The 25,867-nt window shown below is 71.5% G+C and carries 27 protein-coding genes and 1 tRNA gene; 17 read left to right on the top strand and 11 right to left on the bottom strand.

The annotated features are described in order from the left end of the window. The first annotated feature begins 6 nt into the window (after positions 1-6). The 4 genes from OE229_RS00320 (at position 7) to OE229_RS00305 (ending at position 2,706) form a co-directional block, all read left to right on the top strand. Positions 7-78: transfer RNA gene (locus tag OE229_RS00320), tRNA-Arg, on the top strand. Between the two features lie 73 nt (positions 79-151). Next, positions 152-1,594 (top strand): argininosuccinate synthase, encoded by a 1,443-nt coding sequence (gene argG, locus OE229_RS00315; protein WP_182065314.1) that lies wholly within the window; start codon positions 152-154, stop codon positions 1,592-1,594. A gap of 274 nt (positions 1,595-1,868) precedes the next feature. Next, positions 1,869-2,036 carry a hypothetical protein gene (locus tag OE229_RS00310; RefSeq protein WP_182065313.1) on the top strand — a complete coding sequence of 56 codons (168 nt, stop codon included), beginning with the start codon at positions 1,869-1,871 and terminating at the stop codon, positions 2,034-2,036. 70 nt (positions 2,037-2,106) lie between these two features. Further along, complete coding sequence (locus OE229_RS00305) at positions 2,107-2,706, top strand: copper resistance CopC family protein (protein ID WP_262139188.1); 600 nt, start codon at positions 2,107-2,109, stop codon at positions 2,704-2,706. Between the two features lie 184 nt (positions 2,707-2,890). Here OE229_RS00305 and OE229_RS00300 read toward each other — a convergent pair whose 3' ends face one another. Beyond that, complete coding sequence (locus tag OE229_RS00300; RefSeq protein ID WP_262139187.1) at positions 2,891-4,324, bottom strand: MATE family efflux transporter; 1,434 nt, start codon at positions 4,322-4,324, stop codon at positions 2,891-2,893. 208 nt (positions 4,325-4,532) lie between these two features. Then, positions 4,533-4,970, bottom strand: a complete 438-nt coding sequence (locus OE229_RS00295; RefSeq protein WP_262139185.1) for a MarR family winged helix-turn-helix transcriptional regulator — start codon at positions 4,968-4,970, stop codon at positions 4,533-4,535. Positions 4,971-5,160: 190 nt separating this feature from the next. Here OE229_RS00295 and nadE point away from each other — a divergent pair, with 190 nt between their 5' ends. Together nadE and OE229_RS00285 are read left to right on the top strand one after the other, a co-directional pair. Further along, on the top strand, positions 5,161-5,988 hold the full coding sequence (gene nadE, locus OE229_RS00290) for an ammonia-dependent NAD(+) synthetase (protein ID WP_262139183.1): 828 nt from the start codon (positions 5,161-5,163) through the stop codon (positions 5,986-5,988). 178 nt (positions 5,989-6,166) lie between these two features. After that, complete coding sequence (locus OE229_RS00285; protein WP_262139181.1) at positions 6,167-7,624, top strand: SPFH domain-containing protein; 1,458 nt, start codon at positions 6,167-6,169, stop codon at positions 7,622-7,624. A 34-nt stretch (positions 7,625-7,658) separates the two neighbouring features. Here the strand turns inward: OE229_RS00285 and OE229_RS00280 are convergent, their stop codons facing one another. Beyond that, positions 7,659-8,048 (bottom strand): hypothetical protein, encoded by a 390-nt coding sequence (locus OE229_RS00280; RefSeq protein ID WP_209135248.1) that lies wholly within the window; start codon positions 8,046-8,048, stop codon positions 7,659-7,661. Positions 8,049-8,119: 71 nt separating this feature from the next. Next, complete coding sequence (locus OE229_RS00275) at positions 8,120-9,001, bottom strand: hypothetical protein (RefSeq protein WP_262139179.1); 882 nt, start codon at positions 8,999-9,001, stop codon at positions 8,120-8,122. A gap of 169 nt (positions 9,002-9,170) precedes the next feature. On the opposite strand from OE229_RS00275, the gene OE229_RS00270 reads away from it, so the two are divergent. Together OE229_RS00270 and OE229_RS00265 are read left to right on the top strand one after the other, a co-directional pair. After that, complete coding sequence (locus tag OE229_RS00270; protein ID WP_262139177.1) at positions 9,171-11,231, top strand: MDR family MFS transporter; 2,061 nt, start codon at positions 9,171-9,173, stop codon at positions 11,229-11,231. A 77-nt stretch (positions 11,232-11,308) separates the two neighbouring features. Then, complete coding sequence (locus tag OE229_RS00265; protein ID WP_262139176.1) at positions 11,309-11,902, top strand: TetR/AcrR family transcriptional regulator; 594 nt, start codon at positions 11,309-11,311, stop codon at positions 11,900-11,902. Between the two features lie 203 nt (positions 11,903-12,105). Here the strand turns inward: OE229_RS00265 and OE229_RS00260 are convergent, their stop codons facing one another. After that, the gene (locus OE229_RS00260; RefSeq protein ID WP_027466577.1) at positions 12,106-12,381 is read right to left on the bottom strand and encodes a GlsB/YeaQ/YmgE family stress response membrane protein; all 276 of its coding nucleotides are present in this window, start codon (positions 12,379-12,381) and stop codon (positions 12,106-12,108) included. Between the two features lie 103 nt (positions 12,382-12,484). Then, the gene (locus OE229_RS00255; protein ID WP_182065302.1) at positions 12,485-12,754 is read right to left on the bottom strand and encodes a glutaredoxin family protein; all 270 of its coding nucleotides are present in this window, start codon (positions 12,752-12,754) and stop codon (positions 12,485-12,487) included. A gap of 74 nt (positions 12,755-12,828) precedes the next feature. Here OE229_RS00255 and OE229_RS00250 point away from each other — a divergent pair, with 74 nt between their 5' ends. The 7 genes from OE229_RS00250 (at position 12,829) to OE229_RS00220 (ending at position 20,016) form a co-directional block, all read left to right on the top strand. Further along, positions 12,829-13,794: a PrsW family intramembrane metalloprotease gene (locus tag OE229_RS00250; protein ID WP_182065301.1), complete on the top strand. Its 966-nt coding sequence runs from the start codon at positions 12,829-12,831 to the stop codon at positions 13,792-13,794. Between the two features lie 42 nt (positions 13,795-13,836). Continuing rightward, entirely contained in the window at positions 13,837-15,549 is a 1,713-nt protein-coding gene (locus tag OE229_RS00245; protein ID WP_262139175.1) for an adenosylhomocysteinase, read from the top strand. Further along, positions 15,546-16,940, top strand: a complete 1,395-nt coding sequence (locus OE229_RS00240) for an amidohydrolase family protein (RefSeq protein WP_262139173.1) — start codon at positions 15,546-15,548, stop codon at positions 16,938-16,940. Before OE229_RS00245 ends, OE229_RS00240 begins: the two co-directional genes overlap by 4 nt. Continuing rightward, on the top strand, positions 16,937-17,455 hold the full coding sequence (locus tag OE229_RS00235) for a cupin domain-containing protein (RefSeq protein ID WP_262139171.1): 519 nt from the start codon (positions 16,937-16,939) through the stop codon (positions 17,453-17,455). Before OE229_RS00240 ends, OE229_RS00235 begins: the two co-directional genes overlap by 4 nt. Before the next feature lie 83 nt (positions 17,456-17,538). Beyond that, the gene (locus tag OE229_RS00230; protein ID WP_262139170.1) at positions 17,539-18,360 is read left to right on the top strand and encodes an ABC transporter substrate-binding protein; all 822 of its coding nucleotides are present in this window, start codon (positions 17,539-17,541) and stop codon (positions 18,358-18,360) included. A gap of 4 nt (positions 18,361-18,364) precedes the next feature. Then, positions 18,365-19,243 carry an amino acid ABC transporter permease gene (locus OE229_RS00225; RefSeq protein WP_262139169.1) on the top strand — a complete coding sequence of 293 codons (879 nt, stop codon included), beginning with the start codon at positions 18,365-18,367 and terminating at the stop codon, positions 19,241-19,243. Beyond that, positions 19,240-20,016, top strand: coding sequence for an amino acid ABC transporter ATP-binding protein (locus OE229_RS00220; RefSeq protein WP_262139168.1), 777 nt, complete (start codon positions 19,240-19,242; stop codon positions 20,014-20,016). The genes OE229_RS00225 and OE229_RS00220 overlap by 4 nt, the downstream gene beginning before the upstream one ends. Here OE229_RS00220 and OE229_RS00215 read toward each other — a convergent pair. Next, positions 20,013-20,978: an NAD(P)H-quinone oxidoreductase gene (locus OE229_RS00215; protein ID WP_262139166.1), complete on the bottom strand. Its 966-nt coding sequence runs from the start codon at positions 20,976-20,978 to the stop codon at positions 20,013-20,015. The genes OE229_RS00220 and OE229_RS00215 overlap by 4 nt on opposite strands. Positions 20,979-21,126: 148 nt before the next feature. Here OE229_RS00215 and OE229_RS00210 point away from each other — a divergent pair, with 148 nt between their 5' ends. After that, positions 21,127-21,534, top strand: coding sequence for a hypothetical protein (locus OE229_RS00210; protein WP_262139164.1), 408 nt, complete (start codon positions 21,127-21,129; stop codon positions 21,532-21,534). Further along, positions 21,534-22,022: a hypothetical protein gene (locus tag OE229_RS00205; RefSeq protein ID WP_262139163.1), complete on the top strand. Its 489-nt coding sequence runs from the start codon at positions 21,534-21,536 to the stop codon at positions 22,020-22,022. Before OE229_RS00210 ends, OE229_RS00205 begins: the two co-directional genes overlap by 1 nt. A 93-nt stretch (positions 22,023-22,115) precedes the next feature. Here the strand turns inward: OE229_RS00205 and OE229_RS00200 are convergent, their stop codons facing one another. The 4 genes from OE229_RS00200 to OE229_RS00185 form a co-directional block, all read right to left on the bottom strand. After that, a complete protein-coding gene (locus tag OE229_RS00200; RefSeq protein WP_182065293.1) occupies positions 22,116-22,994 on the bottom strand; it encodes an aldo/keto reductase in 879 nt (292 codons plus the stop codon). 67 nt (positions 22,995-23,061) lie between these two features. Continuing rightward, complete coding sequence (locus tag OE229_RS00195; protein ID WP_262139161.1) at positions 23,062-24,309, bottom strand: FAD-dependent oxidoreductase; 1,248 nt, start codon at positions 24,307-24,309, stop codon at positions 23,062-23,064. Positions 24,310-24,450: 141 nt separating this feature from the next. Further along, positions 24,451-24,918, bottom strand: coding sequence for a DUF6264 family protein (locus OE229_RS00190; RefSeq protein ID WP_259579192.1), 468 nt, complete (start codon positions 24,916-24,918; stop codon positions 24,451-24,453). A 10-nt stretch (positions 24,919-24,928) separates the two neighbouring features. Next, positions 24,929-25,801, bottom strand: coding sequence for an HpcH/HpaI aldolase/citrate lyase family protein (locus OE229_RS00185; RefSeq protein ID WP_262139160.1), 873 nt, complete (start codon positions 25,799-25,801; stop codon positions 24,929-24,931). Positions 25,802-25,867 lie beyond the last annotated feature (66 nt).

Here is a 25,867-nt window from a genome sequence, read left to right as displayed (position 1 = left end):
GAGCCAGCCTCTGTAGCTCAATGGAAGAGCAGTTCCGTCCTAAGGAAACGGTTGGGGGTTCGAGTCCCTCCAGGGGCACTTTGCAGGGGAGTTCTCCACAACCGTCGCGCTGGACGGTAGGGATCCCCGGTCTCCCCGTACGATTGACCCCGTGTCCAAGGTCCTGAGCAGTCTCCCCGTCGGCGAACGAGTCGGCATCGCGTTCTCAGGGGGTCTCGACACCTCCTGCGCCGTTGCCTGGATGCGCGAGAAGGGAGCGATCCCCTGCACGTACACGGCTGACATCGGCCAGTACGACGAGCCGGACATCGACGCCGTTCCGAGCCGCGCCCACGAGTACGGCGCGGAGATCGCCCGACTGGTCGACGCGAAGAGCGCCCTGGTCGAAGAAGGCCTGGTCGCCCTGCAGACCGGCGCGTTCCACATCCGCTCCGGTGGCAAGACGTACTTCAACACGACGCCACTCGGCCGCGCGGTGACGGGCACGATGCTCGTCCGCGCCATGAAGGAGGACGGCGTCGACATCTGGGGCGACGGCTCCACCTACAAGGGCAACGACATCGAGCGGTTCTACCGCTACGGCCTGATGGCCAACCCGCGTCTGCGCGTCTACAAGCCGTGGCTCGACTCCGAGTTCGTCGAGGAGCTCGGCGGCCGCAAGGAGATGAGCGAGTGGCTCGTCGCCCGCGGGTTCCCGTACCGCGACTCCACCGAGAAGGCGTACTCGACCGACGCGAACATCTGGGGCGCGACGCACGAGGCGAAGAGCCTCGAAGAGCTGTCGAGCGGCCTGGACATCGTCGAGCCGATCATGGGCGTCGCCGCCTGGCGTGACGACGTCGAGGTCGCGACCGAGATCGTGAGCGTCCGGTTCGAGGCCGGTCGCCCCGTCGCGATCAACGGTGTCGAGTACACGGACGCCGTCGCCCTGGTCTACGAGGCGAACGCCATCGGTGGCCGCCACGGCCTGGGTGCGTCCGACCAGATCGAGAACCGCATCATCGAGGCGAAGAGCCGCGGCATCTACGAGGCACCGGGCATGGCGCTGCTGCACATCGCCTACGAGCGCCTGCTCAACGCGATCCACAACGAGGACACGGTCGCCTCGTACCACAACGAGGGCCGCCGTCTCGGTCGCCTGATGTACGAGGGTCGCTGGCTCGACCCGCAGTCCCTCATGCTCCGCGAGTCGCTGCAGCGCTGGGTCGCCTCCGCCGTCACCGGCGAGGTCACGCTGCGCCTGCGTCGCGGTGACGACTACACGATCCTCGACACGACGGGTCCGGCGCTGTCGTACCACCCGGACAAGCTGTCGATGGAACGCGTCGGCGACGCCGCGTTCGGCCCGGACGACCGCATCGGCCAGCTCACCATGCGCAACCTCGACATCGCGGACTCCCGTTCGCGGCTCGAGCAGTACGCCGCCTCCGGTCTCATCGGCGGCGCGACGGCCGAGCTCGTCGGTGAGCTCGAGGCTGGCGAGGCCGAGGAGATCCTCGGCGGTGCCATCGTCGCGTCCGACGCTGAGGACGCCATGGGCCGTCGCACCGACCTGGCCTCCGAGGGCGCGGCCTTCGACTCGGGCACCGACTGATCGAGCGGAACCGCGCCGTGGGCGCGACTCCTTGATGACGGGAGGCTCGGCGCCAGCTGGCACCGAGCCTCCCGTCCGCTGTCGGCGGGTGACCCCGTCGGCCGAGAAGCGCACTGCGTTCGACGCCGTGCTCCCCAGCCCCTAGCGTGGAGGAACCGGGTCGGTCATCAGGGATCCGTCGTCACGATGCTCCTCACGTCCTGTGAGGTCTGGCACAGCGGGTCGACCCGGTCGGATCCGAGATGCGCATCATCTCGACGAAGGGCTGGTCGTCATGACCGCCAGAATGCCGATCGACTGGCACCGCCACGGACTCCGTTCGCCCGAAGACCTCGCCGCGCTCGTCGCCGAACGCCTCGAGGGGACGGGCCACCAGCTGATGAGCGTCGGCGATGTCCGCTGGGAGCCGTCCTACGCCGACTTCCTCGGCGAGCAGCTCTGACCGCGAACGACGCTGACCCTCGGGTTCCGACCCCAGCTGGTCGTCGCTTCACCATCGGTAGAGTCTGCGCATGCGCACAGCCCGAACCACGGCGGCGGCACTGGCGATCGTCGCGGCGGGACTGCTGACGCTGGTCGGTGTCCAGCCCGCGTCGGCCCACTCGGCCCTGACCAGCAGCACCCCGGCGGACGGGGCGGTCGTCACCGAACCGCTCGAGTCCGTCGATCTCACCTTCTCCGAGGCGCCGCTCGCCGGCCTCGACGCCGGACTCCGGATCCAGGTGACGGACTCGGCAGGCACCGAGGTCGCCACGGGTGACGTGACGGTCTCCGGGACGACCATGCGCCGCGCGGTCGACCTCGACCAGGGGGCCTACACGGTGCTCTGGCGGTACGTGTCGCCCGACGGCCATCCGATCGAGGGCACGCTCGCATTCGAGTACCGGGCCGCAGCGCCCGTGTCGACCCCGAGCGCGAGCGTGACCCCGACCCCGACGGCGAGCAGCACGCCGACACCGAGTGCCACCGCGACGGCCACCGGAGCCTCGGACGGTGCTCCGTCCTCGTCGCCGGGGATCGCGCCGGGCGTGTGGATCGGCCTCGGCGCCGGAGCCGTCCTGGTGGCCGGCGCGGTCGTCGTGCTGATGCTGCGGCGCGGCCGCAGCGCGTAGCGCGCGGCGCCAGCCCACTTCGTGAGCAGAAGCGGTCGGGTCGCAGGCGCGCACCCGGCCGTTCCTGCTCACGAAGCGCGCGCGGCGCACGGAACGCGTCCACGGGACGGACGGGAGGCCCGGTGCCGGACCGGCACCGGGCCTCCCGTCCGCACGTGGTGCCTGACGCCGGGGGCGACGCGCCTCACGCCACGGGGGCGGCCTGCAGCTCGGCGTCGGCGCGCGCCGGGCTGCCCTCGGCCAGGCCTCGGGCGATGCGGCCCCGCGTCGCCAGCCAGAGGACGACGGCGGCGACGAACACGACGCCCTCGGTGACGGTGAGTGCCCAGATGATCCCGGCGAGCCCGAACCACACGTTGCCGGCGATCACGATCGGGATGAACAGCACACCCTGCGCCATCGACAGCACCATCGCGGGCATGACCATCCCGGTCGCCTGGAACAGCGAGGTGAGCAGTCCCGTGAACCCGTTGACGACGGCGGCGACGAGCTGTGCCGTCAGGATCGTCATGCCGATCGCGAGCACCGAGTGGTCACCGGAGAAGATTGTGAAGACCTGCTCGCGGAACACGAACACGGTGCCGGAGAAGACGAGCACGATGCCGCCGACGGTCAGGGCCGCGGCGCGCAGTCCGGAGCGCAGTCGGACGGCGTCACCCGCGCCGAACGCGTAGGCCAGCAGCGGCAGCACGCCGACGGTCACCCCCATCACCAGGAACTCCGGCACCTGGGCGATGCGGACCGCGACGCCCATCGCCGCCAGTGGGTCGTCACCGTAGGCAGCGGCGAGGTTGTTGAGGACGAGTGTCGTGACGATGAGGAACGCGGACTGCAGCAGCTCGCCGACGCCGATGCCGAACACGGGCTTCAGGATGTCCGCACGCAGGGTGAACCACTTCGGCGCGAAGCTGACGTTCTCGCTGTTCCGCTGCAGCCAGGTGACCCAGTAGACGATCGAGACCACGTTGGCCAGGCCCACCGCGAGTGCGGCGCCGCCGACGCCCCAGTGCAGCCCCAGGATGAACAGGACGTCGAACACCAGGTTGCCGACCGTGGACAGGACCAGGCCGATCATCGCCTGCCGAGCGGCGCCCTCGGAGCGGACGATCTGCTCGAGCGCGAAGGACGCGGCGAGGACGGGGACGAACGCGAGCATCACGGCGACGTACTCGCTCGTGGCGGGGACCGCTGCCGCGTCCGCACCGAGGACGGCGACGAGCGGGCGGAGCAGCAGGAGTCCGACGACGCCGAGCACGGCACCGGTCACGACCGCTCCCCACAGCGCGAACGAGGCGACGTGCTTGATGTCCCGTGCCTTGTCGGGGTCGTGTTCCGATGCGCCGAGCAACCGGGACATCAAGGCGCTGCCGCCGACGCCGAACACCCCGCCCACGGCCATCACCAATCCGAGCAGCGGCGTGCCGAAGGTGATCGCGGCGAGCAGGGACGTGTCGTGCTGGGCGCCGATGAAGCCCGCGTTGATGACGTTGTACAGGGCGCTGACGACCATCGCGGCGGCCATCGGCACGCACAGGTGCACCAGGGCTCGAGCGATCGGGGCAGCGGAGAGGTACCAGCGGTTCGTCGCCGCAGCGGTGGTGGTGGTGGTGGTGGACATGACGGTTCCCTTCCGGGCATGGCGGTGGGCGCGCCGACGGACGCCGGCACGGCAGGGGGGAGCGCGCGACCGACAGGGTCGCGGGGTCGCGAGGGCGCGCCGGCGGATCCGGCCGGGAGGCGCGTGGTGCATGGAGCGGGTCGGTGCGGTGGCGCGGGTGGCGCGGTGGCGCTGGTGGTGCGGTGGCGCTGGTGGTGCGGTGGTCCGGCTAGCGGGTCGGCGGCGCGAGTTCCGCGGTCACCTTCTGCAGCAGTCGCTGCAGGGTGGCGCGTTCGTCCGCGTCGAGGGGAGCGAGCAGGGAGTCGTCGAGGGCGACCATCGCGTCGGTGAACCCGGCGATGAGGTCGATGCCCGCCTGGGTGGCGTGCACCGTCTTCGTCCGCCCGTTCATGGCGTCCGGTCGTCGTTCGATCAGGCCACGCCGCTCGAGCCCCTGCAGGAGACTCGAGACGCTGGCCGCGCTGGTCCGGGTGGCCTCGGCGATGTCCCGCTGGATGGCGCCGGGGTGTTCCTGCAGGTACCCGAGCACGAACGACTGTTCGTGGGTGAGGTCGCGTTCACGGACCCACTCCTCGGCGCCCTTGCGCTGCGCCCATCCGATCCACCGCATGAGCTGGAGCGGTGTCGTGAAGTCCGGTGCCTGCATGATCAGGACTCTAACTGTTAGGCATTGAACTGTCAACGATCCCGGTCCGAGCGGTGACCGGATCGGGTTCGGGGGTCGCCGCTTCCCGTGGTGATGGGGTCACCGCCGCTCCGGGACCTCCCGGTCGATCCGATGGACGTCTTCGGGAACCCGCCGGTCCACTTGGCCGGATCGGCGCGATACTGGGGTGGTGCGTGAACTCCAAGCCGCCATCGCAGCGGACCTCAACGTCCAGCCGACCATCGACCCGGAGCAGGAGGTCGCCCGTCGTGTCGGGTTCCTGCGCGACTACCTGCTGACGACCGGGGCGAAGGGGTACCTCCTGGCCATCAGCGGCGGGCAGGACTCCACCCTGGCCGGCCGCCTGACCCAGCTCGCGGTCGAGTCGCTCCGCGCCGAGGGGCACCCGGCCGAGTTCACGACCGTCCGCATGCCCTACCGCGTGCAGGCCGACGAGGACGACGCCCAGCTCGCCCTGCGGTTCATCGCGGCCGACCCGGGCATCACCGTGAACATCGAGCACGGGGTCGACGGGGTCATGGAGGACACCGCGGCCTCGGGCGTCGAGCTGAGCGACTTCGTGAAGGGCAACGTCAAGGCGCGCATGCGCATGGTCGCCCAGTACGCGGTCGCCGGGCAGCGCGGCCTGCTGGTGGTCGGCACGGACCACGCGGCCGAGGCCGTCACGGGCTTCTTCACCAAGTACGGCGACGGCGGCGTCGACCTCACCCCGCTCACCGGGCTGTCGAAGAGCCAGGGGCGGCAGCTGCTCGAGCACCTCGGCGCACCGGCCCGCCTGTACGAGAAGGCGCCCACCGCTGACCTGCTCGACGAGCTGCCCGGGCAGACCGACGAGGCGAACCTCGGACTCACCTACGCCGAGATCGACGCGTACCTGCAGGGCCACGACGTGCCGGTCGAGGTCGCCGAGGCGATCGAGTCGCGCTACCGCGCGACCGAGCACAAGCGTCAGGTCCCGGCGACGCCCTTCGACGACTGGTGGCGTGCGGCTGCGTAGACGCTGACGCGACCCCGGACGGGAGGCGCGGTGCAGGAGGTCCTGCACCGCGCCTCCCGCCTGTTCTCCCCAACGCCTCCCCGCAAGCTCCGGCTGTCCACGTTCGCTCCTAGGATGGGAGTCAACGGAAACAACAGATGCGGAATCCAGGTTGGCGCCTGGTCCTCAAGGGGGAGTCATGGAAGTCCTGTTCGCGCTCGGAGCCGTCCCGCTGATCATCGTGGGGATCATCGTCCTCGCCGTGATCGCGCTGATCTACGCCAAGGTCGTCTACCGCAACGCCGGTGCCGACGAAGCGCTCATCATCACCGGCAAGCGCTCCCGCAAGGTCAAGAACGCCGACGGCACCGAGACCGTCGAATCCGGCATCAAGGTCGTGCTCGGCGCGGGCGTGCTCGTCCGCCCCTTCTTCGAGAAGGTCGCGAAGCTGTCGCTCAGCTCGCGTGCGATCGACATCAACGTCAACGCGCAGGACTCCCGCGGTGTGACCATCGACGTCGAGGCCGTCGCGCTCGTCAAGGTCGGCGAGACCGACGCCTCGATCCGGGCGGCCGCACAGCGGTTCCTCGGGCAGGAGAAGAAGATCGACGACTTCGCGCGCGAGGTCCTGTCCGGCTCGCTCCGCGCCTCGATCGGCGCGACCGACGTGTCGACCATCATCCGCAAGCGCGACCAGCTCACCGTCGCCGTGCTCGACGTCGCGAAGGACGCCCTGCACAGCCAGGGGCTCGACGTCGACTCGTTCGAGATCAAGGGCATCTCGGACCGCAACGAGTACATCAGCGACCTCGGCCGTGCGGAGCGTGCACGCGTGCGACTCGAAGCCGAGAACGCCGAGGCCCAGGCCGACCGTGAGGCTCGAGAGGCCCGCGCGACCGCAGACCAGGCGATCGCCGAGGCCGAGAACGCCCTGGCCATCCGTCGTGCCGCGCTGCAGCTCGACGCCGACCGTGCGTCCGCCGAAGCCGCTGCCGCCGGCCCGCTCGCCCAGGCTCGTGCGGCCCAGGGCGTCGTCGAGCAGGAGCAGATCACCGCGCAGAAGCGTGCCGAGCTGCGCCGTGCCGAGCTCGAGTCCGAGGTCTCCGCGGTCGCCGAGGCCCAGGCGCGCAAGACCCGCGTCGAGGCCGAAGCCGCTGCTGCGGCCCAGGTCGAGACCGCACGCGCCCAGGCCGAGGCCCGTCGGATCTCCGCGGAGGCCGTCGCGGCCGAGGCGAAGGCCGAGGCGGACGCCCGCAAGCTCGCTGCCGACGCATCACGCGCCGAGGGTGAAGCCGCCGCCGACGCGATCCGTGCGAAGGGTCAGGCCGAGGCCGATGCGACCAAGGCGCAGGCCGACGCGCTCGCGCAGCACTCCGAGGCCGTCCTGCGGGTCAAGGCGATCGAGACCCTGCCGAGCATCGCCCGCGAGCTCGCCGCCCCGATGGGCAACATCGACACGCTCACCGTGGTGTCCTCCGACGGCGCGGGTGCGCTGTCGAAGAGTGTCGTCAGTCAGTTCAGCGAGGTCGATGCGTTGCTCGGAGCCACTGCCGGGTTCACCCTGAGTGACATCGTGAAGAGCACCGCGACGGGCCAGGCGGCTGCCCGTGCCGTCGTGCGCGAGCAGTCGGTGCCACAGGTCGAACCGGCCGAGTAGCCGAGCGGGTGCCTGCAGCGGGCGCGTCGGGGGATCAGCCCTCGTCGCGCCCGTTGCCGTTCTGCGGGTCGCGCTGCTGTGCGCCGGCGTCCTCACGCGCGTCCGCGAGCCGCTGCTGCCAGACGACGCTGCGGGCCGCGCCCTCGAGCACGTCGTCGACGCTGCGACCGGTCTGGGCGGCGAGGGCGCCGCTGAGTCCGGCGGTCAGGGTGCCGCCGGCCGAGGCGAGTCGCTCGACGACCTCCTCCTGCCGCGGGGTCAGGGGCTCGTCGACCAGTTCGTCGAGGGTGTCGCGGATGTTCTGCTCGCTCGCGTCCAGTGCCGCCTCGTCGCCGGACTGCAGGGCTGCTGCCTCTCCGACGACGACGAGACCGAGGCGCGCGGCGTCGTCTTCGGGACGCGGGGTGCGGTGCTCATCAGTCATGCGGTGGACCGTACGCTCCGGTGCGCTGCGCTCCCTGGACAGACGCGTCCCCCGCTCGGGCGGGCACGCTGTCACTCGGCCCAGCGCCGGAGCAGCCACTCGGCGGCCGCCACACCCTCGCGCCGCTGGAAGTCGCGGATCGTGGGCATGTTCGGCGGCGCCGGCTGCAGGGCGTGCTCGAAGAACAACCCGGCGAGCCCGGCCAGCACGGCGTCGATCGTGTCGGCCGGTACCTCGGCGAACACCGGGTGCGTGGCGAGGTGACGCTCGACGTCGGCGTCCTCGCCGCGGACGAGCGTGTCGAGCAGGTAGGTCAGCGGGTCGAGCCAGTGCGCGCCCACGCTCGCCCAGGGCCAGTCGACCACCCAGACGAGCGCTGCTGCCCCGGAAGCCGCGCGCGCGATCGCGGTGCCGGCGTCGAGGACGTGGGGCGGGACGACCTCTGCGACGCGAGCGGCGTCCGCGTCGTCGGCCAGCATCCGGTCCCAGGCGCCGAACTCGCCGCGCAGGTCCTCGGCGATGCGGGGGAGCGTCGCCAGCCCACCGGTCGCGGGTGGCAGCGTGTGGAGCGCGTCGAGCACGGCCGCCGTGTCCGATCCGTCGAGGTGCCGGCCCGGGTGCTGGCCCGCGACGTCGTCGAGCACGAGCGCGACCCAGTCGTCGCCGTCGACCGTGGTGTGCAGTGAGTCGAGCAGCTGCGGCGCCTGCACGGTCGTCGGCAGTTGTGCCATGACCGCGGCTTCGCGACGGTGCAGCTCGAGCGCGTCCTCGTTGCGCGAGCGCGACACCGTCTTCACGAAGGCTCGTCGTCCCCCCGCGGTCGTCACCCGGTCGGCGCTGCCAGGAGACCACCCGCTCGCCTGGGACTCGGCGGTCACGACCGGACCGCCCAGCACCCACGCCACCCGCTGCCGCAGCGTCGTCGGTACGTCGGTCCAGCTGGTTCGCCCCATGCGCCGACGCTACCTGAGAACCCGTACACGAACATGCATGCTCGGCAACTTTGCGTTGGCGGCAAAGGTGCTCGCGATGTAAATTTGCAGAGCCTGCAAGGTTGGCACCCGTTCGGGGTCCCGACCAGGCCGACGACCACCACGCCACATCCCCTGTGAGGAACCCCGCATGTCCACTGCCACCGCACCCGTCGAGGTGTCGCGCGGACGACAGGACTCCCCGGCGAGCACGCCGGGCAAGCCGATCATGTCGCACCGCCAGATCCTGCTCGTCATCTACGGCCTGATGGCGGGCATGTTCCTGTCGTCCCTCGACCAGACCATCGTCGGCACGGCGATCCGCACGATCGGTGACGACCTGCACGGCCTCGACCAGCAGGCCTGGGTCACGACGGCCTACCTGATCGCGTCGACCATCACCACGCCGATCTACGGCAAGCTCTCCGACGTCTTCGGTCGTCGCCCGCTCTACATCTTCGGCATCGCGGTCTTCATCCTCGGGTCGCTGCTCTCGACCCTGTCGACGTCGATGACCATGCTCGCTGCCTTCCGCGCGTTCCAGGGCATCGGTGCCGGTGCGCTGATGTCGCTGCCGCTCGCGATCATGGGCGACATCCTCGCGCCCCGCGAACGGGCGAAGTACCAGGGCTACTTCCTGGCGGTCTTCGGCATCTCGTCCGTGATCGGCCCGCTGATCGGCGGCCTGTTCGCCGGTGCGAGCTCGATCGTCGGCATCACCGGCTGGCGCTGGGTGTTCCTGATCAACGTGCCGATCGGCGTCGCCGCGCTCCTCATGGTGATCGCGTTCCTGCACCTGCCGAAGTTCGGCGAAGCCAAGGCCAAGCCGCGCATCGACTGGTGGGGCGCGACCTCGGTCATCGTCACGCTCGCGCCGCTGCTCCTCGTCGCGGAGCAGGGCCGCACGTGGGGCTGGGGTTCGGCCAGCGCGATCGCCTGCTACGTCATCGGTGCGCTCGGCCTCGTCGCCTTCCTGGTGATCGAGACCCGCATGCAGGACGACGCGATCATCCCGCTCAAGCTCTTCCGCTCCAGCACGTTCTCGATGGCGACCATCCTGGGCTTCCTGGTCGGCTTTGCGATGTTCGGCGCGATGCTCACCATCCCGCTGTACCTGCAGATCGTCACCGGCCTGACGCCGACCGAGTCCGGCTTCGCGACGCTGCCGATGATCGGTGGCCTGATGATCGCCTCGATCGCCTCGGGGCAGATCGTGGCCCGCACCGGCCGGTACCGGATCTTCCCGGTCATCGGCACGGCCCTGGTGTCGCTCGGCTACGTCGTCCTGACGTTCATGACGATCGACAAGCCGCTGTGGTTCCTGATGATCGGCATGTTCCTGATCGGCCTCGGGCTCGGCCAGCTCATGCAGAGCATCACCCTGGCCTCGCAGAACTCGGTGCAGCCGCGTGACATGGGTGTGGCGACGTCGTCCGCCACGTTCTTCCGCCAGATCGGTGGCACGCTCGGCACCGCTGTCCTGCTGTCCGTCCTGTTCTCGCTCATGCCGACGAACATCCTGCACGCCACGGCGGACGAGTCGAACCTCAAGCCCGCCCTCAGTGCGGCGCTCGACCCGGAGGTCGCCGGTGCGAAGGCGAACCAGGGCGTCATGGACCAGATCTGGGACCCGATCGTCACCCCGCTCCAGCAGCAGGTGCAGTCCGGTCTCGACACCGCCACCGACCAGGTGACCCAGGCCACCGCCGGGGCTCCCGACGCCGTGCGGCAGCAGGCGCTCACCGCCGCTGCCGACAAGGCGCACGCCAGCGTGCAGGACGGCCGGCTCGTCGTCGACTGGTCGGACTCGGGGCAGCGCACCTACTGGGTGGACCAGCTCGCACCGGAGCTGTCGAAGCAGATCGACACGGGCGCGAACGACCCGAGCGACTCGAACGCCGAGACGAGCGACACGTCGTACCTGAACGGTGCCGACGCCGCCCTGACCCGGCCGTTCATGTCCGGGTTCAACGCCTCGGCCGTGACCGTCTACTGGGTCGGCTTCGCGGTGATCCTGCTCGCGTTCGTCCTGAGCTTCTTCTTCAAGGCGCCGCCGCTCCGCAAGAGCTCGGCCCTGCAGGAGCAGGCGGACGACGCCGGCACCGCCGACGACCTCGAGGCGCAGGCCGTGCGGGCCGCGGACACGATGGGCTCGCCCACCGCCCCGGTCACCGGTTCGATCCCCGTCCAGGGCGGTCGGTCGCAGGTCTGAGTCGCGCCGGGCCTCCCCGTCACACGACGCGGAGGCCCGGCGTCGCACGGACCCGAGAACAGGACGGAGCGCAGCACGTGCACCAGCCCACCACCACCGAGGACCTCGTCGCGACCGAGTGCGGACTGCGGGAACGCAAGAAGCAGCAGACCCGGTCCGCCATCCACCGGTCGGCACTCGCACTGGTCACCGACCGCGGGCTCGCCGGGGTGACGGTCGAGCAGATCTGCGCGGACGCCGGCGTCTCCCCGCGGACGTTCTTCAACTACTTCCCGTCGAAGGCCGAAGCGGCGCTCGGACTGCCGGCGACGACGGTCTCGGACACGGCGCGTGCAGCGTTCCTCGGATCCACCGCTCCGCTCGTGTCGGACCTCTGCGACCTCGTCGCGCAGACGGTCACCCTGCCGCAGGACCGGCGGCGCATGAAGGAGCTCGTCCAGGCCCGCCTCGAGATGGTCCCGGCGATGATGCAGTGGATGGCGCACGCGCGCCAGACCGTGCTGGCGGTCGCCGCCGAGCGCGTCGACGAGGACACCGCACGGACCGCGACCACTCTCGTGATGGCGGCTGTGATCGAGTCGGCCCACCGATCGGCGGACGGCTCCCGCGACGAGCTCGCGGCGCGGCTTCGTGCGGTCGTCGCCGAGATGGGGCGGCTCGCCACCGCCTGACCAGCGTGACCATCGCGTCGCCCCCGGCGCGGGGCGACCACGGCCTGGAGGCGCGGTGCGGGTCCGGCCCGCACCGCGCCTCCAGGCCGTGGTAGGCGACACGACCCGATCGCACCCCGCACGTGCAAAATCACCCCGAACCACGTGGGAACGCGGTTCGGGGTGACTGTGGTGGTTCGCCGGTCGGACCGGCGGCGTCGTGCCTAGCGGCGCGAGCCGCGGCCCGCGACGCGGGTGTAGATGAACAGCACGATGATCGCGCCGATGATCGAGCCGATGATGCCGGCCGGCTGGAAGAAGCCGTCCATCGGGTCGTGCTGGAAGATCAGGAACCCGAGGAAACCGCCGACGAACGATCCGACGATGCCCAGGACGATCGTCATGAGGATGCCGATGTTCTGCTTGCCGGGGATGATGAGCCGGGCGAGAGCGCCGGCGATGAGTCCGATGATGATCAAGCTGATGATGAGACCGAGCACGGTGTCCTCCTCGTGGGTGCGGTTGCCGCGGCATGGTTGCCGGAGTCAGGGCCGACCTCCGAGGAAACTCCGGGCTTCCTGGGAAGACTGTCGGGTTCGCCGATCAGACGACGCCGGAGGCCTCGAGCTCGGCCCGCAGCTCGGCGTCCGACGGCTCGACGAAGTGCTTGCCGTTGGGCAGCACCACGACGGGGATGTTCTTCCGGCCGCTGATGGCCTCGGCACGGTCGGCCGCGGACAGGTCCTGCTCCACGTCGACGTACTCGTAGTCCACGCCGAGGGTGTCGAGCAGCGCCTTGGACCGACGGCAGTCGCGGCACCAGTCGGCACCGAACATGGTCACGCGGTCGGGGGCATTCGTCGCATCGCTCATGTGCAGAGAGTACGTCGGAGCGCCCCGGGGCATTCCCGTGACACCCCTCGCCCTGCCCGGAGCACGATGAGCCCATGAGCCTGCCCTGGGACACGCCCGTCGCACACCCCCACCACCGCCACGGCTGGTGGTGGAAGACGCTGCTCGTCGGTTTCCTGCTGTGGGTCGTCACGATCATCGTCACGGTGTCGACGCAGAACACGAACCTCGTGCCGACGATCATCCTGCTCGGCAGCTTCCTCGTGCCGTTCACCGTCGTGCTGTTCGTGATCGAGCGGGTCACCGGCACGGTCAGCACCATGCAGCTCGTCACGGCGTTCTTCGTGGGCGGGATCCTCGGGGTACTCGGGGCGTCACTGCTCGAGGCCGACCTGGAGCAGGGAGCGGGGCTGTACCTGGTCGTCGGGTTCGTCGAGGAGTTCGTGAAGGGCGTCCTGCTCGTCGTCGTGGGGTGGCGCGTCCGCCCGAAGACGGCGAGGCAGGGTGCGCTGCTCGGCGCGACGATCGGTGCCGGGTTCGCCGCGTTCGAGTCCGCCGGCTACGCCTTCAACGCGGCGATCACGGCCCGGGGGATCGACCTGGCGTCGCTCCTGCAGACCGAGGTGGTCCGCGCGGTGCTCGCGCCGGTCGGGCACGTGCTGTGGACCGCGATCCTCGGTGCGGTGCTGTTCGGCGCCGCCACCGGACGCGCTCGCTTCCGCTGGTCGTGGCCGCCGATCGTGGCGTACGTGGTCGTCTCGGTGCTGCACGGGCTGTGGGACGCGAACGGCACGATCGCCACGCTGATCGCGTTCGTCGTGTCCGGGGTCCCGTTCTCGGCCGCGCAGTCCGGCATGGTGCCGGCGGCGGTCGGCGGGATCGTGACGACCGTCTACGTGATCGGGCTCGCGATCGTGAGCGTCATCGGCGTCGCCGTGCTGGTCGGGGTGCTCCGGCACCACCGGGGACGCACGCAGGCCCTGTCGGCACCCGTCGGGTGGGACGGAACGCAGGCACCCGCCGGCTGGGACGGGACACCCGGACCCGACCGCCTGCGCTGACCCGCGCCGGAGCGCCGCTGCCGCTCGCCCTACGATTGGCACATGCCGCCAGCACCCGACCCCGCGACGCTGGCCTGGGCATCGGCGGCCGTGCGGCGGTTCGCCGCGGCGACCAACCTGCTCGTCGCCGCCCGCCGGTTCCGCATCGTCGGCGGCGACCCCCGGGACGCCGCGGCACTGCGGCACCTGCTGACCGCACTCGGTGCGCGCGAGGCCGAGCAGGCGGACCAGCAGCAGCAGCAGCCGTCCGACCTCGTCGACCAGCTCTGGTGCCTCGGCACGCCCGAGGAATCGACCGCCGCGGTCGAGCAGGCCACCGACCGCCCGCGCGGCACCACCCTGGTCGTCATCGACGCCGGCCGACACCTGCCCGCCGTCGACGAGGACGCCTTCGGCCCCGTCGCACCCGCCCGCCCCGGCGTGCTCGCCGTCCCGATGCTGTCCGACGACGTCTTCCTGGTGTCCACCGGCCGCGACCCCGAGGACGACCCCGCAGCGGACGCCCGCCTGCGCTGGGCACGACGGTCGATGCCGGTCGCCCGGTCGGTCGCCGCGGAACTCCGCGACGGCGGGCTCCTGCGCGGCACACGCATCGGCGTCGCGATGTTCCTCGAGCCCAAGACGGCGGTGCTGAGCCTGCTGCTCCGTGACGCCGGTGCCGAGGTCGTCGTCTACGCCCACGCCGACGAGACCGACGACGCCGTCGCCGACGCACTGCGGTCCGCCGGACTGACGGTCTTCGCGAGCAGCACGGCGACGCTCCCCGAGCAGAAGCAGCTGGCCCTCGCGATGCTCGACACCGCGCCGCACATCCTGCTCGACGACGGCTCGCACGTCATCCGGCTCGCCCACCAGGAGCGCCCCGACCTGCTGCCGACGATGCTCGGGGCCGCCGAGGAGACCACGAGCGGCCTGCGGCCCCTGCGTGTACTGACAGCGCGCGGCGAGCTCGGCATCCCGGTGATCGCGGTGAACGACGCCCGCACCAAGACGTTCTTCGACAACCGGTACGGCACCGGGCAGTCGACGGTGTTCGCGGTGCTCGACCTGGTCGACGGGCTCGCGTCCGGCACACACCGCGTTGTCTCGGGAGGCGCGGCGGTCGTCGCCGGGTTCGGGCACGTCGGCGAGGGGGTCGCCCTGGTGCTCACCGCCCTCGGGTTCCGGGTGACGGTCGCCGAGACCGACCCGGTCCGCGCCCTGCAGGCGCGGTTCGCCGGGTACACCGTGGCCCCGCTCGTCGAGGCGGTGCGGGACGCCGACCTCGTCATGAGCGCCACCGGGGTGCCGGACACCATCGACCTCGACGTGCTCCGTGCCTGCGCGGACGGCGCGGTCCTCGCCGTCGCCGGCGGGGTCGACCAGGAGATCGCCATCGACGACGCCATCGCCGCCGGGGTCCGGCGGCGGGACGTGGGCCCGAAGGCCGAGCGGTTCGTGTTCCCCGGGGCCGACGGCGGGCCGATCGTGCTCGACGACGGCGGCTGCATCAACATCACCGCGGCCGAGGGCAACCCGGTCGAGATCATGGACCTGTCGTTCGCCGTGCAGCTCGGCGCCGTCCGGATGCTCCTGGAACGCGGCGACGAGCTGGAGCGTGCCGTCGTGCCGATCGACCCCGCGGTCGACGACGTCACCGCCCGCGCGGCGCTCGCCGCCTTCGGAACGCATGTCGGGCCTCCCATCCTTCCCCCTGAACACCCCGCGGACCGCGAGCCGGACGTCCGGACGCACCGTTTCGGAGACCCGGCGTGAGCGCCCGACAGCACCCGGTCACGGTGCACTCGGCGCGCGTCGTGGTCCCGATGACGGCGCCACCGATCGCCGACGGCGCGGTCGCCGTGCAGGACGGCCGGATCCTGCACGTCGGCGACCGGTCGTGGGTGATCGACCAGCTCACCGGGTCCGGCGCTGCCTTCACCGAGCGGCAGTGGCGTGGCGCGCTCCTGCCCGGACTCGTGAACGCGCACTCGCACCTGCAGTACACCGGGATGGCCGGTGTCGGCCGGCGCCAGTACGACGGGTTCGAGGACTGGGCTGCTGCGTTCAACGTCGACTACGCCGAACCGCACGACTGGCGAGCCGAAGCCGCGGACGGCGCACGGGCGTCGATCCTGGCCGGCGTGACGAGCATCGCGGACATCGTCACCGACATCGAGGCCTCGACCGCGCTGCAGGACGCCGGGCTCGGCGGCATCGCGTACTGGGAGGTGATGGACTGGGAGAACGACGCCTGGCAGTCGCACGGTCGCGACCAGGTGCTGGACGAACTCGACCGGATCCCCACGACACCCGGTGCGGGCCTGTCGCCGCACGCGCCGTACTCGCTCGAGGTCGCCCCGCTGCTGGAGCTGCCCGACATCGTGCGGCAGCGCGGCCTGCGGCTGCACCTGCACCTCGGTGAGGCGGCGTTCGAGGGGGAGCGCACCGCCCTCGGTCCGGTTCCCGGGCTCGACGGGGTCGACGGCGTCGGCCACGGGAACGACTGGCACCTGGCGAACGTGCCGTCGTTCCGGGCGCTGCGAGCCCTGGGCTTCGGTGCGAGCGCGACCGCGTTCGTCGACCGCCTCGGCGTGCTCGGTCCGGACTGCCACATCGCCCACGGCGTGTACATGACCGCCGCCGACCGGGCGCTCCTGCGCGCCCGCGGCACGGCGGTGGCGCTGTGCCCGCGATCCAACGCCGTCATCGGCCTCGACCCGCCGCCCGTCGCCGACTACCTGCGCGAGGGGAGCCCGATCGCCATCGGCACCGACTCCCTGTCGTCGTCGCCGTCCCTCGACCTGATGGCCGACGTCACCGCGCTGCACCGGATCGCCCGCGCCCAGGGCTACGGGCACCGCGACCTGCACGAGCGACTGCTCGCCGCGGCGACCCTCGGTGGTGCGCACGCGATGGGGCTGGCCGTCGGACCGGACCGCATCGGACACCTCGCCGTCGGGGCGCGCGCCGACCTGGCGGTGTTCGACGTCGACGCCCGCACGGTGCCGGACGCGCTCGCCGAGCTCGTCGAGGACGGCGCCGGGCGGGCGGCCGCCACCGTGATCCGCGGGGTCGTCCGCGCCGCGGCGGGCGTCGTCACCGAACCGCCCGCACCGTCCACGGCGGTCGCTCCGCCGCCAGTCCCTTCCCAGGAGGAACGATGACCGAGTCCGCACCCCACCCCGGCATGGCCGCACGCCGAACCGTCACCGGTGAGCTGATCGAGTGGCTCGACGTGCCGAAGCGCGCGATCGCCCTCGGCATGGAACCGCACCCCGAGGGCGGCTGGTACGTCCGCACCTGGACCTCGCCGGCGACGGTCACCACCCCTGCGGGGGAGCGTCCCGCCGCCACCCTGATCCACTTCCTGCTGCCCCCGGGCGAGGCCTCCGCCTGGCACCGGGTCACGAGCGACGAGATCTGGATGTGGCACGGGCCGGACACCGTCGACCTGCAGCTCGGCGGCGACGGCGACGTCCCCGAACCCAGTGCGACGATCACCCTCGGCCCGGACGCCGGCCGCGACCGCGTGAACGACGCGCAGGCGTTCGTGCGCGGCGGCGTGTGGCAGCGGACGATCCCGGGCGACGGCGAGGTGCTGCTGAGCTGCCTGGTGTCGCCGGGCTTCTCGTTCGACGACTTCACGATGGCCGACGACGGAGACGCTGCCGCCGAGTAGCACCGTGACACGGTTTCGCGTTGGTATCCCACCGCGAAGTACACTTCGACCTGCCCCCACACCCCTCGCACGAAGGCCCGACCGTGACCCGTCACCTCCGCTTCACCCTCGCCGTCGCCACCGCCGCGGTCGCCGCCCTCGCCCTGTCGGCCTGCTCCGCCGGGGGCAGCAGCAACTCCGACGGCACCGTGACCGACGGCAAGCTCACGATCGCCACCGGTGACCCGGCCTACTCGCCCTGGGTCGAGGACAACGAGCCGCAGTCCGGCAAGGGCTTCGAGTCCGCCGTGGCCTACGCGGTCGCGAAGGAGATGGGCTACGGCAAGTCCGACGTCGTCTGGAAGCGCAGCACCTTCGACAGCGCCATCGCACCGGGGCCGAAGGACTGGGACCTCAACGTCCAGCAGTTCTCGATCGACGCGAAGCGCAAGAAGGCCGTCGACATGTCGAGCGCCTACTACACGACGACCCAGGCGGTCGTGACGACGTCCGGGTCGAAGGCCGCCGGTGACACCACGATCGCCGCGCTCAAGCAGGACGCCATCGGCGTCGCGACCGGTTCGACGAGCATCGCGAGCGTCAAGGACGTCCTCGGCGTCACGCCGCAGGTGTTCAACTCCAACGACGACGCCGTGCTCGCGCTGAAGTCCGGGCAGATCGACGCGATCGTCACCGACCTGCCGACGGCGTTCTACATGGCCTCGGCCCAGGTCGACGACGGCACCGTGTCCGCGCAGTTCCCCGATGACGGCGAGGGCGACCAGTTCGGCTTCGTCCTGCCGAAGGACTCGGAGCTGACGAGCAAGGTCGACGAGGCTCTGAAGACCCTCGACGACGACGGCACCCTGCAGGACCTGCAGACCAAGTGGCTCTCGTCGGAGACCGGTACGCCGGTCCTGAAGTAACCGGATGACCCTGCCAGCAGGGGCCGGCACCCCGGTCGCCGCACCCGCGCCGAGCCAGGTCGAGCTCGAGCGTCGGCTCTACCGTCGCCAGCGCGGCCGTCGCTCCGTCGTGGTGTCGGTCGTCTCCACGCTGGTCGTGCTCGCCGTCGTGTACTTCGGCGTCGTGAACACCCCCGGGTGGGCGGCGGTGCAGCAGTCGTTCTTCGACCCGCAGACCGCGGTCGACACGTTCCCGGACATCCTGGTGGGCCTCTGGCTGAACGTCCGGATCCTGTTCTTCAGCGCCATCGGCGTCGCCGTGTTCGGCACGCTGCTCGCGGTCGTCCGCGGCCTGCGCAACCCGGTGTTCTTCCCGCTGCGGATGCTCGCGACCGGCTACACGGACCTGTTCCGCGGCCTGCCGCTCATCATCGTGCTCTACCTGGTCGGCTACGGCATCCCCGGGCTCGGGGTGTTCCCGCGGCTCCCCGCCGAGGTCTGGGGCACGATCGCGATCACCCTGACCTACTCGTCGTACATCGCCGAGGTGCTCCGCGCCGGCATGGAGGCCGTGCACCCCTCCCAGCGCCTGGCCGCCCGGTCGCTCGGACTCTCGCACGCCAAGACCCTGCGGCTCGTGGTGCTGCCGCAGGCGATCCGCAAGGTCACCCCGGCGCTCATGAACGACTTCGTGTCGATGCAGAAGGACGTCGGTCTGGTGTCGATCCTCGGGGCCGTCGACGCGGTCCGCTCCGCCCAGATCGCGCAGGCCGAGACCTACAACTTCACGCCGTACTTCGTCGCCGGGCTGCTGTTCGTGGTGATCAGCCTGCCGCTGATCCGCGTCACGGACGCGATCGCGCGTCGCCAGCAGCGGCGCGAGCAGATCGGAGGGACCGTATGAGCGAGGCCGGCCTGGAGGCCCGTGGTGCGTCTGGTGCGGACGCCGCGGTCCTCGAACTACGCGGGTTGCGCAAGGCCTTCGGCGAGCACGAGGTCCTGCGCGGGATCGACCTGACGGTCCACCGCCACCAGGTCATCTGCGTCATCGGGGCCTCGGGCTCCGGCAAGTCGACGCTGCTCAAGACGGTCAACCTGCTCGAGGGCATCGACGACGGCGAGATCCTGCTGCAGGGCACGGACATCGCCGACCCGCGCGTCGCCGTCGACGCCGTGCGGGCGCGCATCGGCGTGGTGTTCCAGCAGTTCAACCTGTTCCCGCACATGAGCGTGCTCGACAACGTCACGCTTGCGTCCCGCCAGGTGCACGGCATCGGACGAGCCCAGGCCGAGGAGACCGCGCGCCGGCTGCTCGACCGGATCGGGCTCGCCTCGTTCGCGGATGCGTACCCCGACCGCCTGTCCGGCGGGCAGCAGCAGCGCGTCGCCATCGTCCGGGCGATCGCGTCGGACCCGGAACTCCTGCTGCTCGACGAGGTCACGAGCGCCCTCGACCCGCAGCTCGTCGGCGAGGTGCTCGACCTGGTCACGGAGCTGAAGCGACAGGGTTCGACGATCCTGATGACGACGCACGAGATGCACTTCGCACGGAACGTCGCCGACCGGATCGTGTTCCTGCACCGCGGCGAGGTCGTCGAGCAGGGGTCCCCGGCCGACGTCCTCGACCACCCGCAGCACCCGGCGCTCGTCGAGTTCCTCGCCCGCGTGCACGTCTAGGGCGTCAGCAGCACCTTGCCGATCACCTCGCCGTCGCGCACGCGACGGTGAGCCTCCTCGACCTCGGCCAGGGGCAGCACCGAGTCGATGACCGGCAGCACCCGGCCGTCGGCGACGAGCGGCCAGACGTTGTAGCGGACCGCCTCGACGATGGCGGCCTTCTCGGCGAGCGGCCGTGCGCGCAGGGTCGTGCCGCTGATCGTCGCGCGCTTCCGCATCAGCACCCCGAAGTCGAGCTCGGCGGTGCGGCCGCTGCCGGAGGCGATGACCGCGACGTGCCCGTTCGGGGCGAGGGCCTGCAGGTTCCGCTCCAGGTAGGACGGTCCGACGACGTCGAGCACCACGTCGACACCCACGCCATCGGTGAACGCCAGGACGCGTTCCACGAAGTCCTCCGTGCGGTGGTCGACCACCAGGTCGGCGCCGAGGTCACGGGACGCGGCGACCTTGCGGTCGCCGCCGCTCGTCGCGATCACGGTCGCACCGAGGGCCTTCGCCCACAGCACCGCGTGCGACCCCATGCCACCAGTACCGCCGTGCACCAGGAGCGTCTGCCCCGGTCGGAGCCCGGCGAGCATGCCGATGTTGGAATAGACGGTGCAGGCGGCCTCGGGCAGTCCGGCCGCATCGACCAGGTCGACGCCCTCGGGGACCGGCAGCACCTGGGTGACCGGCGCGACCACGAGTGCCGCGTACCCGCCGCCGGAGAGGAGCGCGCACACCCGGTCGCCCACCGCCACGGTCGTGACGCCCCCGCCGACGGCCCGCACGGTGCCGGAGACCTCGAGCCCGAGGATCTCCGACGCCCCCGGCGGCGGCGGGTAGTTGCCCGCACGCTGCTGCAGGTCGGCGTTGTTGACGCCAGCCGCGGCGACCTCGATCAGGACCTCGTCCGTGCCGGGTTCCGGGTCGGGCAGGTCGGTGACGGACATGGTGGCGTCGTCGAACGTGATGGCTCGCATGCCCTCGACGGTACGCGCCACCCGCCTCCGGCCGCCTGCCGGTCGCCCACAACCACCGCCGGTCTCCCTGTGGATGTTCCCTGTACGCTCGATGACGGATCTGCACCTCATCCGGGGGAGTGCGGACAGATCGAGGGGACTCTCCACCATGCCCAAGAAGCTCATCGCGCTGGCCGCCGCCGGCCTCGCACTCACGCTGCTCGCCGGCTGCTCGACCGGGCCGTCCAAGGCCGAGCAGTGCACGCAGTTCGAGAAGACCGTCAAGTCCGCCGCCCAGGGCGTGCAGTCCGAGGCCGCGAACCTGCAGTCCGACCCGGACGCCGCCGTCACGAAGCTCAAGGAGCTCGACGAGAAGATCTCCGACGGCGTCGACGACCTGTCGGACGACGACCTGAAGGCCAAGGGCGACGCCTTCGAAGAGGCGTACGGCGACCTGGTCGACGACATCGAGGACATCGCCGACGACCCGCAGTCGGCCGACGTCTCGGCCCTGACGAAGTCCAGCACCAAGGTGCAGGACGCCGGCAACGCGTTCCAGAAGGAGTGCAACTCCTGATGCGTCGCACCCTCACCGCACTGGCCACCGCCGGCCTGGCACTCACGCTGCTCGCCGGCTGCTCGGGCGGCGACGGCGGTTCCTCCGACGGCGGCTCGTCCGGCCGCGACTCGGGCTCGTCCAGCGCCCCGTCGGCCTCGAAGACCGCCGCTGCGGCACCCGCCCAGACCAAGGCGGAAGCCTGCTCCCTGCTCGAGAACGAACTCGCGTCGTTCCTGAAGGAGCAGGGTTCGAACTCTGCCCCGGCCGAGCCGAAGGCCCGCGCGGCGCTCATCGACGAATTCGTCCAGCGCATCGACTCGGCGCTGGAGAAGGTCTCGAACGACCAGGTGCACGACACGTTCGAGGACTTCTCCGGCGCGGCGAAGGGCTACAGCTCCGCCATCCGCTCCGGCGCGGCCGAGGACAGCACCGAGGTCACGAAGGCCCAGTCCGAGGTGCAGACCACGCTCGACCAGGTCTCGGCGGTCTGCCCCGCCAAGAGCTGAGCGAGCGCCCGCCCAGCCACGCATGACGACGCCCCGCCGCTCCTGGACCCGGAGCGGCGGGGCGTCGTGCTTCCCCGTCCGGGGGAACGGGCGTCAGACGGCCGCGGGCTGTGAGGCGTCGAGGCGTGCGACGTCCTCCGGCCGCAGCCGCACGGTCGGCGCGGTGATCGAGTTCAGGATCGACTGCGGCCGGGACGCACCGGGGATCGGCACGACGACGTCGCTCTTCTGCAGCTCCCACGCCAGCGCGATGACCTGCGGGGTGACCCCACGGTCGCGAGCGATGTAGGCGAAGTCCTCGAACGCCGTGCCGAGGTCCGCCGCGCTCCCGATGCCACCGAGGGGGCTCCACGGCAGGAACGCGATGCCGAGCTCGTCGCACAGTTCGAGCTCCGGCTCGCTCGACCGGAACTTCGGCGAGTACTGGTTCTGCACCGACGCCAGGCGTCCGCCGAGCACCTCGTTCGCGGTGCGGATCTGGTCCGGGTCGGCGTTCGAGATGCCCGCCATCCGGATGACGCCCTCGTCGAGCAGCTCGGCGAGCGCCCCGATCGAGTCGGCGTACGGCACCGCCGGGTCGGGCCGGTGGAACTGGTACAGGCCGATCTGCTCGACGCCGAGCCGCTTCGCCGAGGCCTTCGCCGCCTCCTTCAGGTACTCCGGGTGCCCGTTCTGCGCCCAGTTGCCGGCTTCGGGACGCAGGTGTCCGCCCTTCGTCGCGATGAGCACGTCCGAGGTGTCGTCGTGGTACTCCCGGACGGCCCGCGCGATGAGCTCCTCGTTGTGCCCCACCTCGTCGTGGCCGCCCAGGTGGTATGCGTCGGCGGTGTCGATGAGCGTGACACCGTTCTCGAGCGCTGCGTGGATCGTGGCGATGGACTGACGCTCGTCCGGTCGGCCCTCGATCGACATGGGCATCCCGCCCAGACCGATGGCACTGACGGACACGTCTCCGATGACTCGTTGCTTCATCGGCCCAGCATGCGCCCAGCCCCGGTGCCGACGCCCAGTTCCCGCACCGACGCGCCACGGGCGTCCGTCACCGACGCGCCCACTCCGGCGCGTGTTCCGGCAGCGGGCCGAACGCGATGCCGCGGGCGTAGACGCCCCGGACCGGCGGGACCCAGCGCGCGAGGAGCACCGGCAGCAGCGGCGGTCCGTCCCGCAGGTGCCCGGCGAAGGCGCGCTCGAACACGACCCGGTGCAGCACCGCCTGCGCGGCCTGCACCAGGGCGGCGGGCGGGGTCCGACGACGCTGGACGGCCGCGAGCGCCCGGTCGAGGCCACCACCGCGGAGTCCCCGTCGGAGCGCCGGCACCAGGATCGTCGCCGTCGCCACCGCGTCCTGCACCGCGAGGTTGATGCCGACCCCGCCGGCGGGCGACATCGCGTGTGCGGCGTCCCCGATGCAGAGCAGCCCCGGCCGCCACCACCGGCGCAGGCGGTCCATGCGGACGTCGAGCACGTGCACGTCGTCCATCGAGGCGATCGCGTCGACCCGGTCCGCGAAGTCCGGTCGGAGCCGCGCCACCCGGGCACGGAAGGCCTCAACCCCCGCGGCGCGCAGGGCCGCGTCCGAGCCCTTTGGCGCGAAGTACGCGACCTGGTGGTAGTCGGGCCGCGGGAAGCTCAGCAGCACGTCCCGGTCGGAGAACGCGGGGGTGAGGGCGCTCGCCGCGTCCCCGGGGTGCCGGGGCAACCGGAACCACCAGGTGTCGAACGGCACCCGGAACGCTCGCGGCACGAGGCCGGCGGCGCGACGCAGCACCGAGTTCCGCCCGTCGCAGGCGATCACGACGTCGGCGCGGAGTTCCTCGGGTTCGCCGGTCCCGTCCCGCGGCCGCAGGTGGACCCCGGTCACGACCCCGTTCTCCTCGATGAGCCCGGTCGCCGCCAGGCCCGTCGAGATGCGGAACGACGGCTCCTGACGGGCTGCGGTCACGAGCAGGTCGAGCAGGTCCCACTGCGGCACCATCGCCACGTGGTCGTACGGAGGTGCGAGACGCGAGAAGTCACCGAGCAGCAGCCGGGAGCCGTCCGGCATCGGCAGCGAGAAGTCGTCGAGACGTGACTGCGGCAGCGCCCGGAACGGTGCACCGAGTCCGAGTTCGTCGAGCAGACGGATGGTCGAGGCGTGCACCGTGTCGCCCCGGAAGTCCCGGTTGAAGTCGTCGTGCCGCTCGAGCACGCGCACCTCGACGCCGGCGCGGGCGAGCAGCAGCCCGAGGACGACCCCTGCGGGGCCGCCACCGACCACCGCGACCGTCGTCCGCGACACCGTCACCATGCCCGGGACGCTACCCCGGTCCGGACTGGAGGCGCGTGGCGGCCCCGCCCCGCGCCTCCAGTCCGGAACGCACTCGCGTTCTCCGCCCCGACACACGTCGGACGACGGTGTCCGGTCGGAAGGGTGGTGTCGGTGCGCCGGTCAGGCGCCGGCGGACACCGACGACGAAGCGGAACCGCTGTCGACGGCGTCCACGAACACGGCCCCGCCCCAGGCGATGACGACGATCGCGAGCACGAAGCCGATCGCCGCGATCCACCACGACGGCTTCCGCCGGATCCACGCGCCGATCGACAGCACGATCGTGGCGACCCCGATGACGAAGGCGCCACCGACCGCGATGGCCGCGCCACCGAAGTACCCGCCGGGCGTGCAGCCCGACGCGGCGTCGCACTCGGCCGTGGCCGAGGCGATCGCGACGATGCCGACGACCGCCGTGATCGCGGTCATGACGGCACCGAACACCAGGAGCAGCACCGTCGAGATCCGGTCGGCGAGCTTCGCCGGCGGGAACAGCGTGGTGCCACCGCGCTCCCACGCCGCGCGCTGCGCGTCCGTGGGGCCGGAGGAGGACTGCGGCGGAGGGCCGGGGACGTTGGACCAGGTCATGCGTGCAGTCCTACCGCGCCTCGACCCCGAACGCCTGTGCGAGCCGCTGGATCTTCTGCGCCCGACCGAGCCGCGGCAGGTCGGAACCGTCGCGGATGACCCGGCCGCGGGCCTCGAAGTCGTCGAGGAAGTCCTGCGCCCAGGCGACGTCGGTCGGCGTGGGGGAGATGACCTCGTTGATGACGGGGAGCTGCTCGGTGTCCAGGCAGAGCTTGCCGGTGAGGCCGAGCGACACGGCCACCTGCGACTGCTCGCGGAGGATCGGGTGCGACGACCCGACCGTGGGGCCGTCGATCGGACCCGGCAGGTCGCCGACGCGCGAGGCGACGACCAGCTTCGACCGCGGGTACGCCATCGCGAGCGTGTCGGCGCTGGTCCCGGTGTCGCGGCGGTAGTCGCCGGAACCGAAGGCCAGGCGGAACGCGCCCTGCGCCCTGGCGATCGACACGGACTCCTCGATGCCCAGGGCCGACTCGACGAGGGCGATCACCGGCGTGTGGCCGCCGAGCCGGTGCCAGGTGTCGGTGACCTGGGCGGGGGACTCGGTCTTGGCGAGCATGACGCCCTGCAGCCCGGGCAGGCCCCGGAGCTCCTCGACATCGTCCGCCCAGAAGTCCGTGGTGACGTCGTTGATCCGCACCCAGGCCTCGCCACCGCCGGCGAGCCAGGCGGCGACGCCCTGCCGGGCCGAGGGCTTCGCGGCGGGGTCGACGGCGTCCTCGATGTCCAGGATGATCTGGTCGGCGCGGGAGCGCTGGGACTTGTCGAACCGGTCGGTGGCGGTGCCGGACACCAGCAGCCACGACCGTGAGATCTCGGCGGGGACCGATCGACGCCGGTTCGGCGTGGGGGCGGACGGAGTGGTGCGGTCGTCGATGGCCATGCCCCGTTGGTACCACACCGGACCGGGCTGCCGTCGGATCGGGCGCGCCGCACGTCGGGTCGGACG

Origin of the sequence: Curtobacterium poinsettiae (assembly GCF_025677645.1) — a bacterium.
Lineage (GTDB): Bacteria > Actinomycetota > Actinomycetes > Actinomycetales > Microbacteriaceae > Curtobacterium > Curtobacterium poinsettiae_A.
The sequence above is the reverse complement of the archived record's forward strand: the minus strand, read 5'-3'. Positions and strand labels throughout refer to the sequence as shown.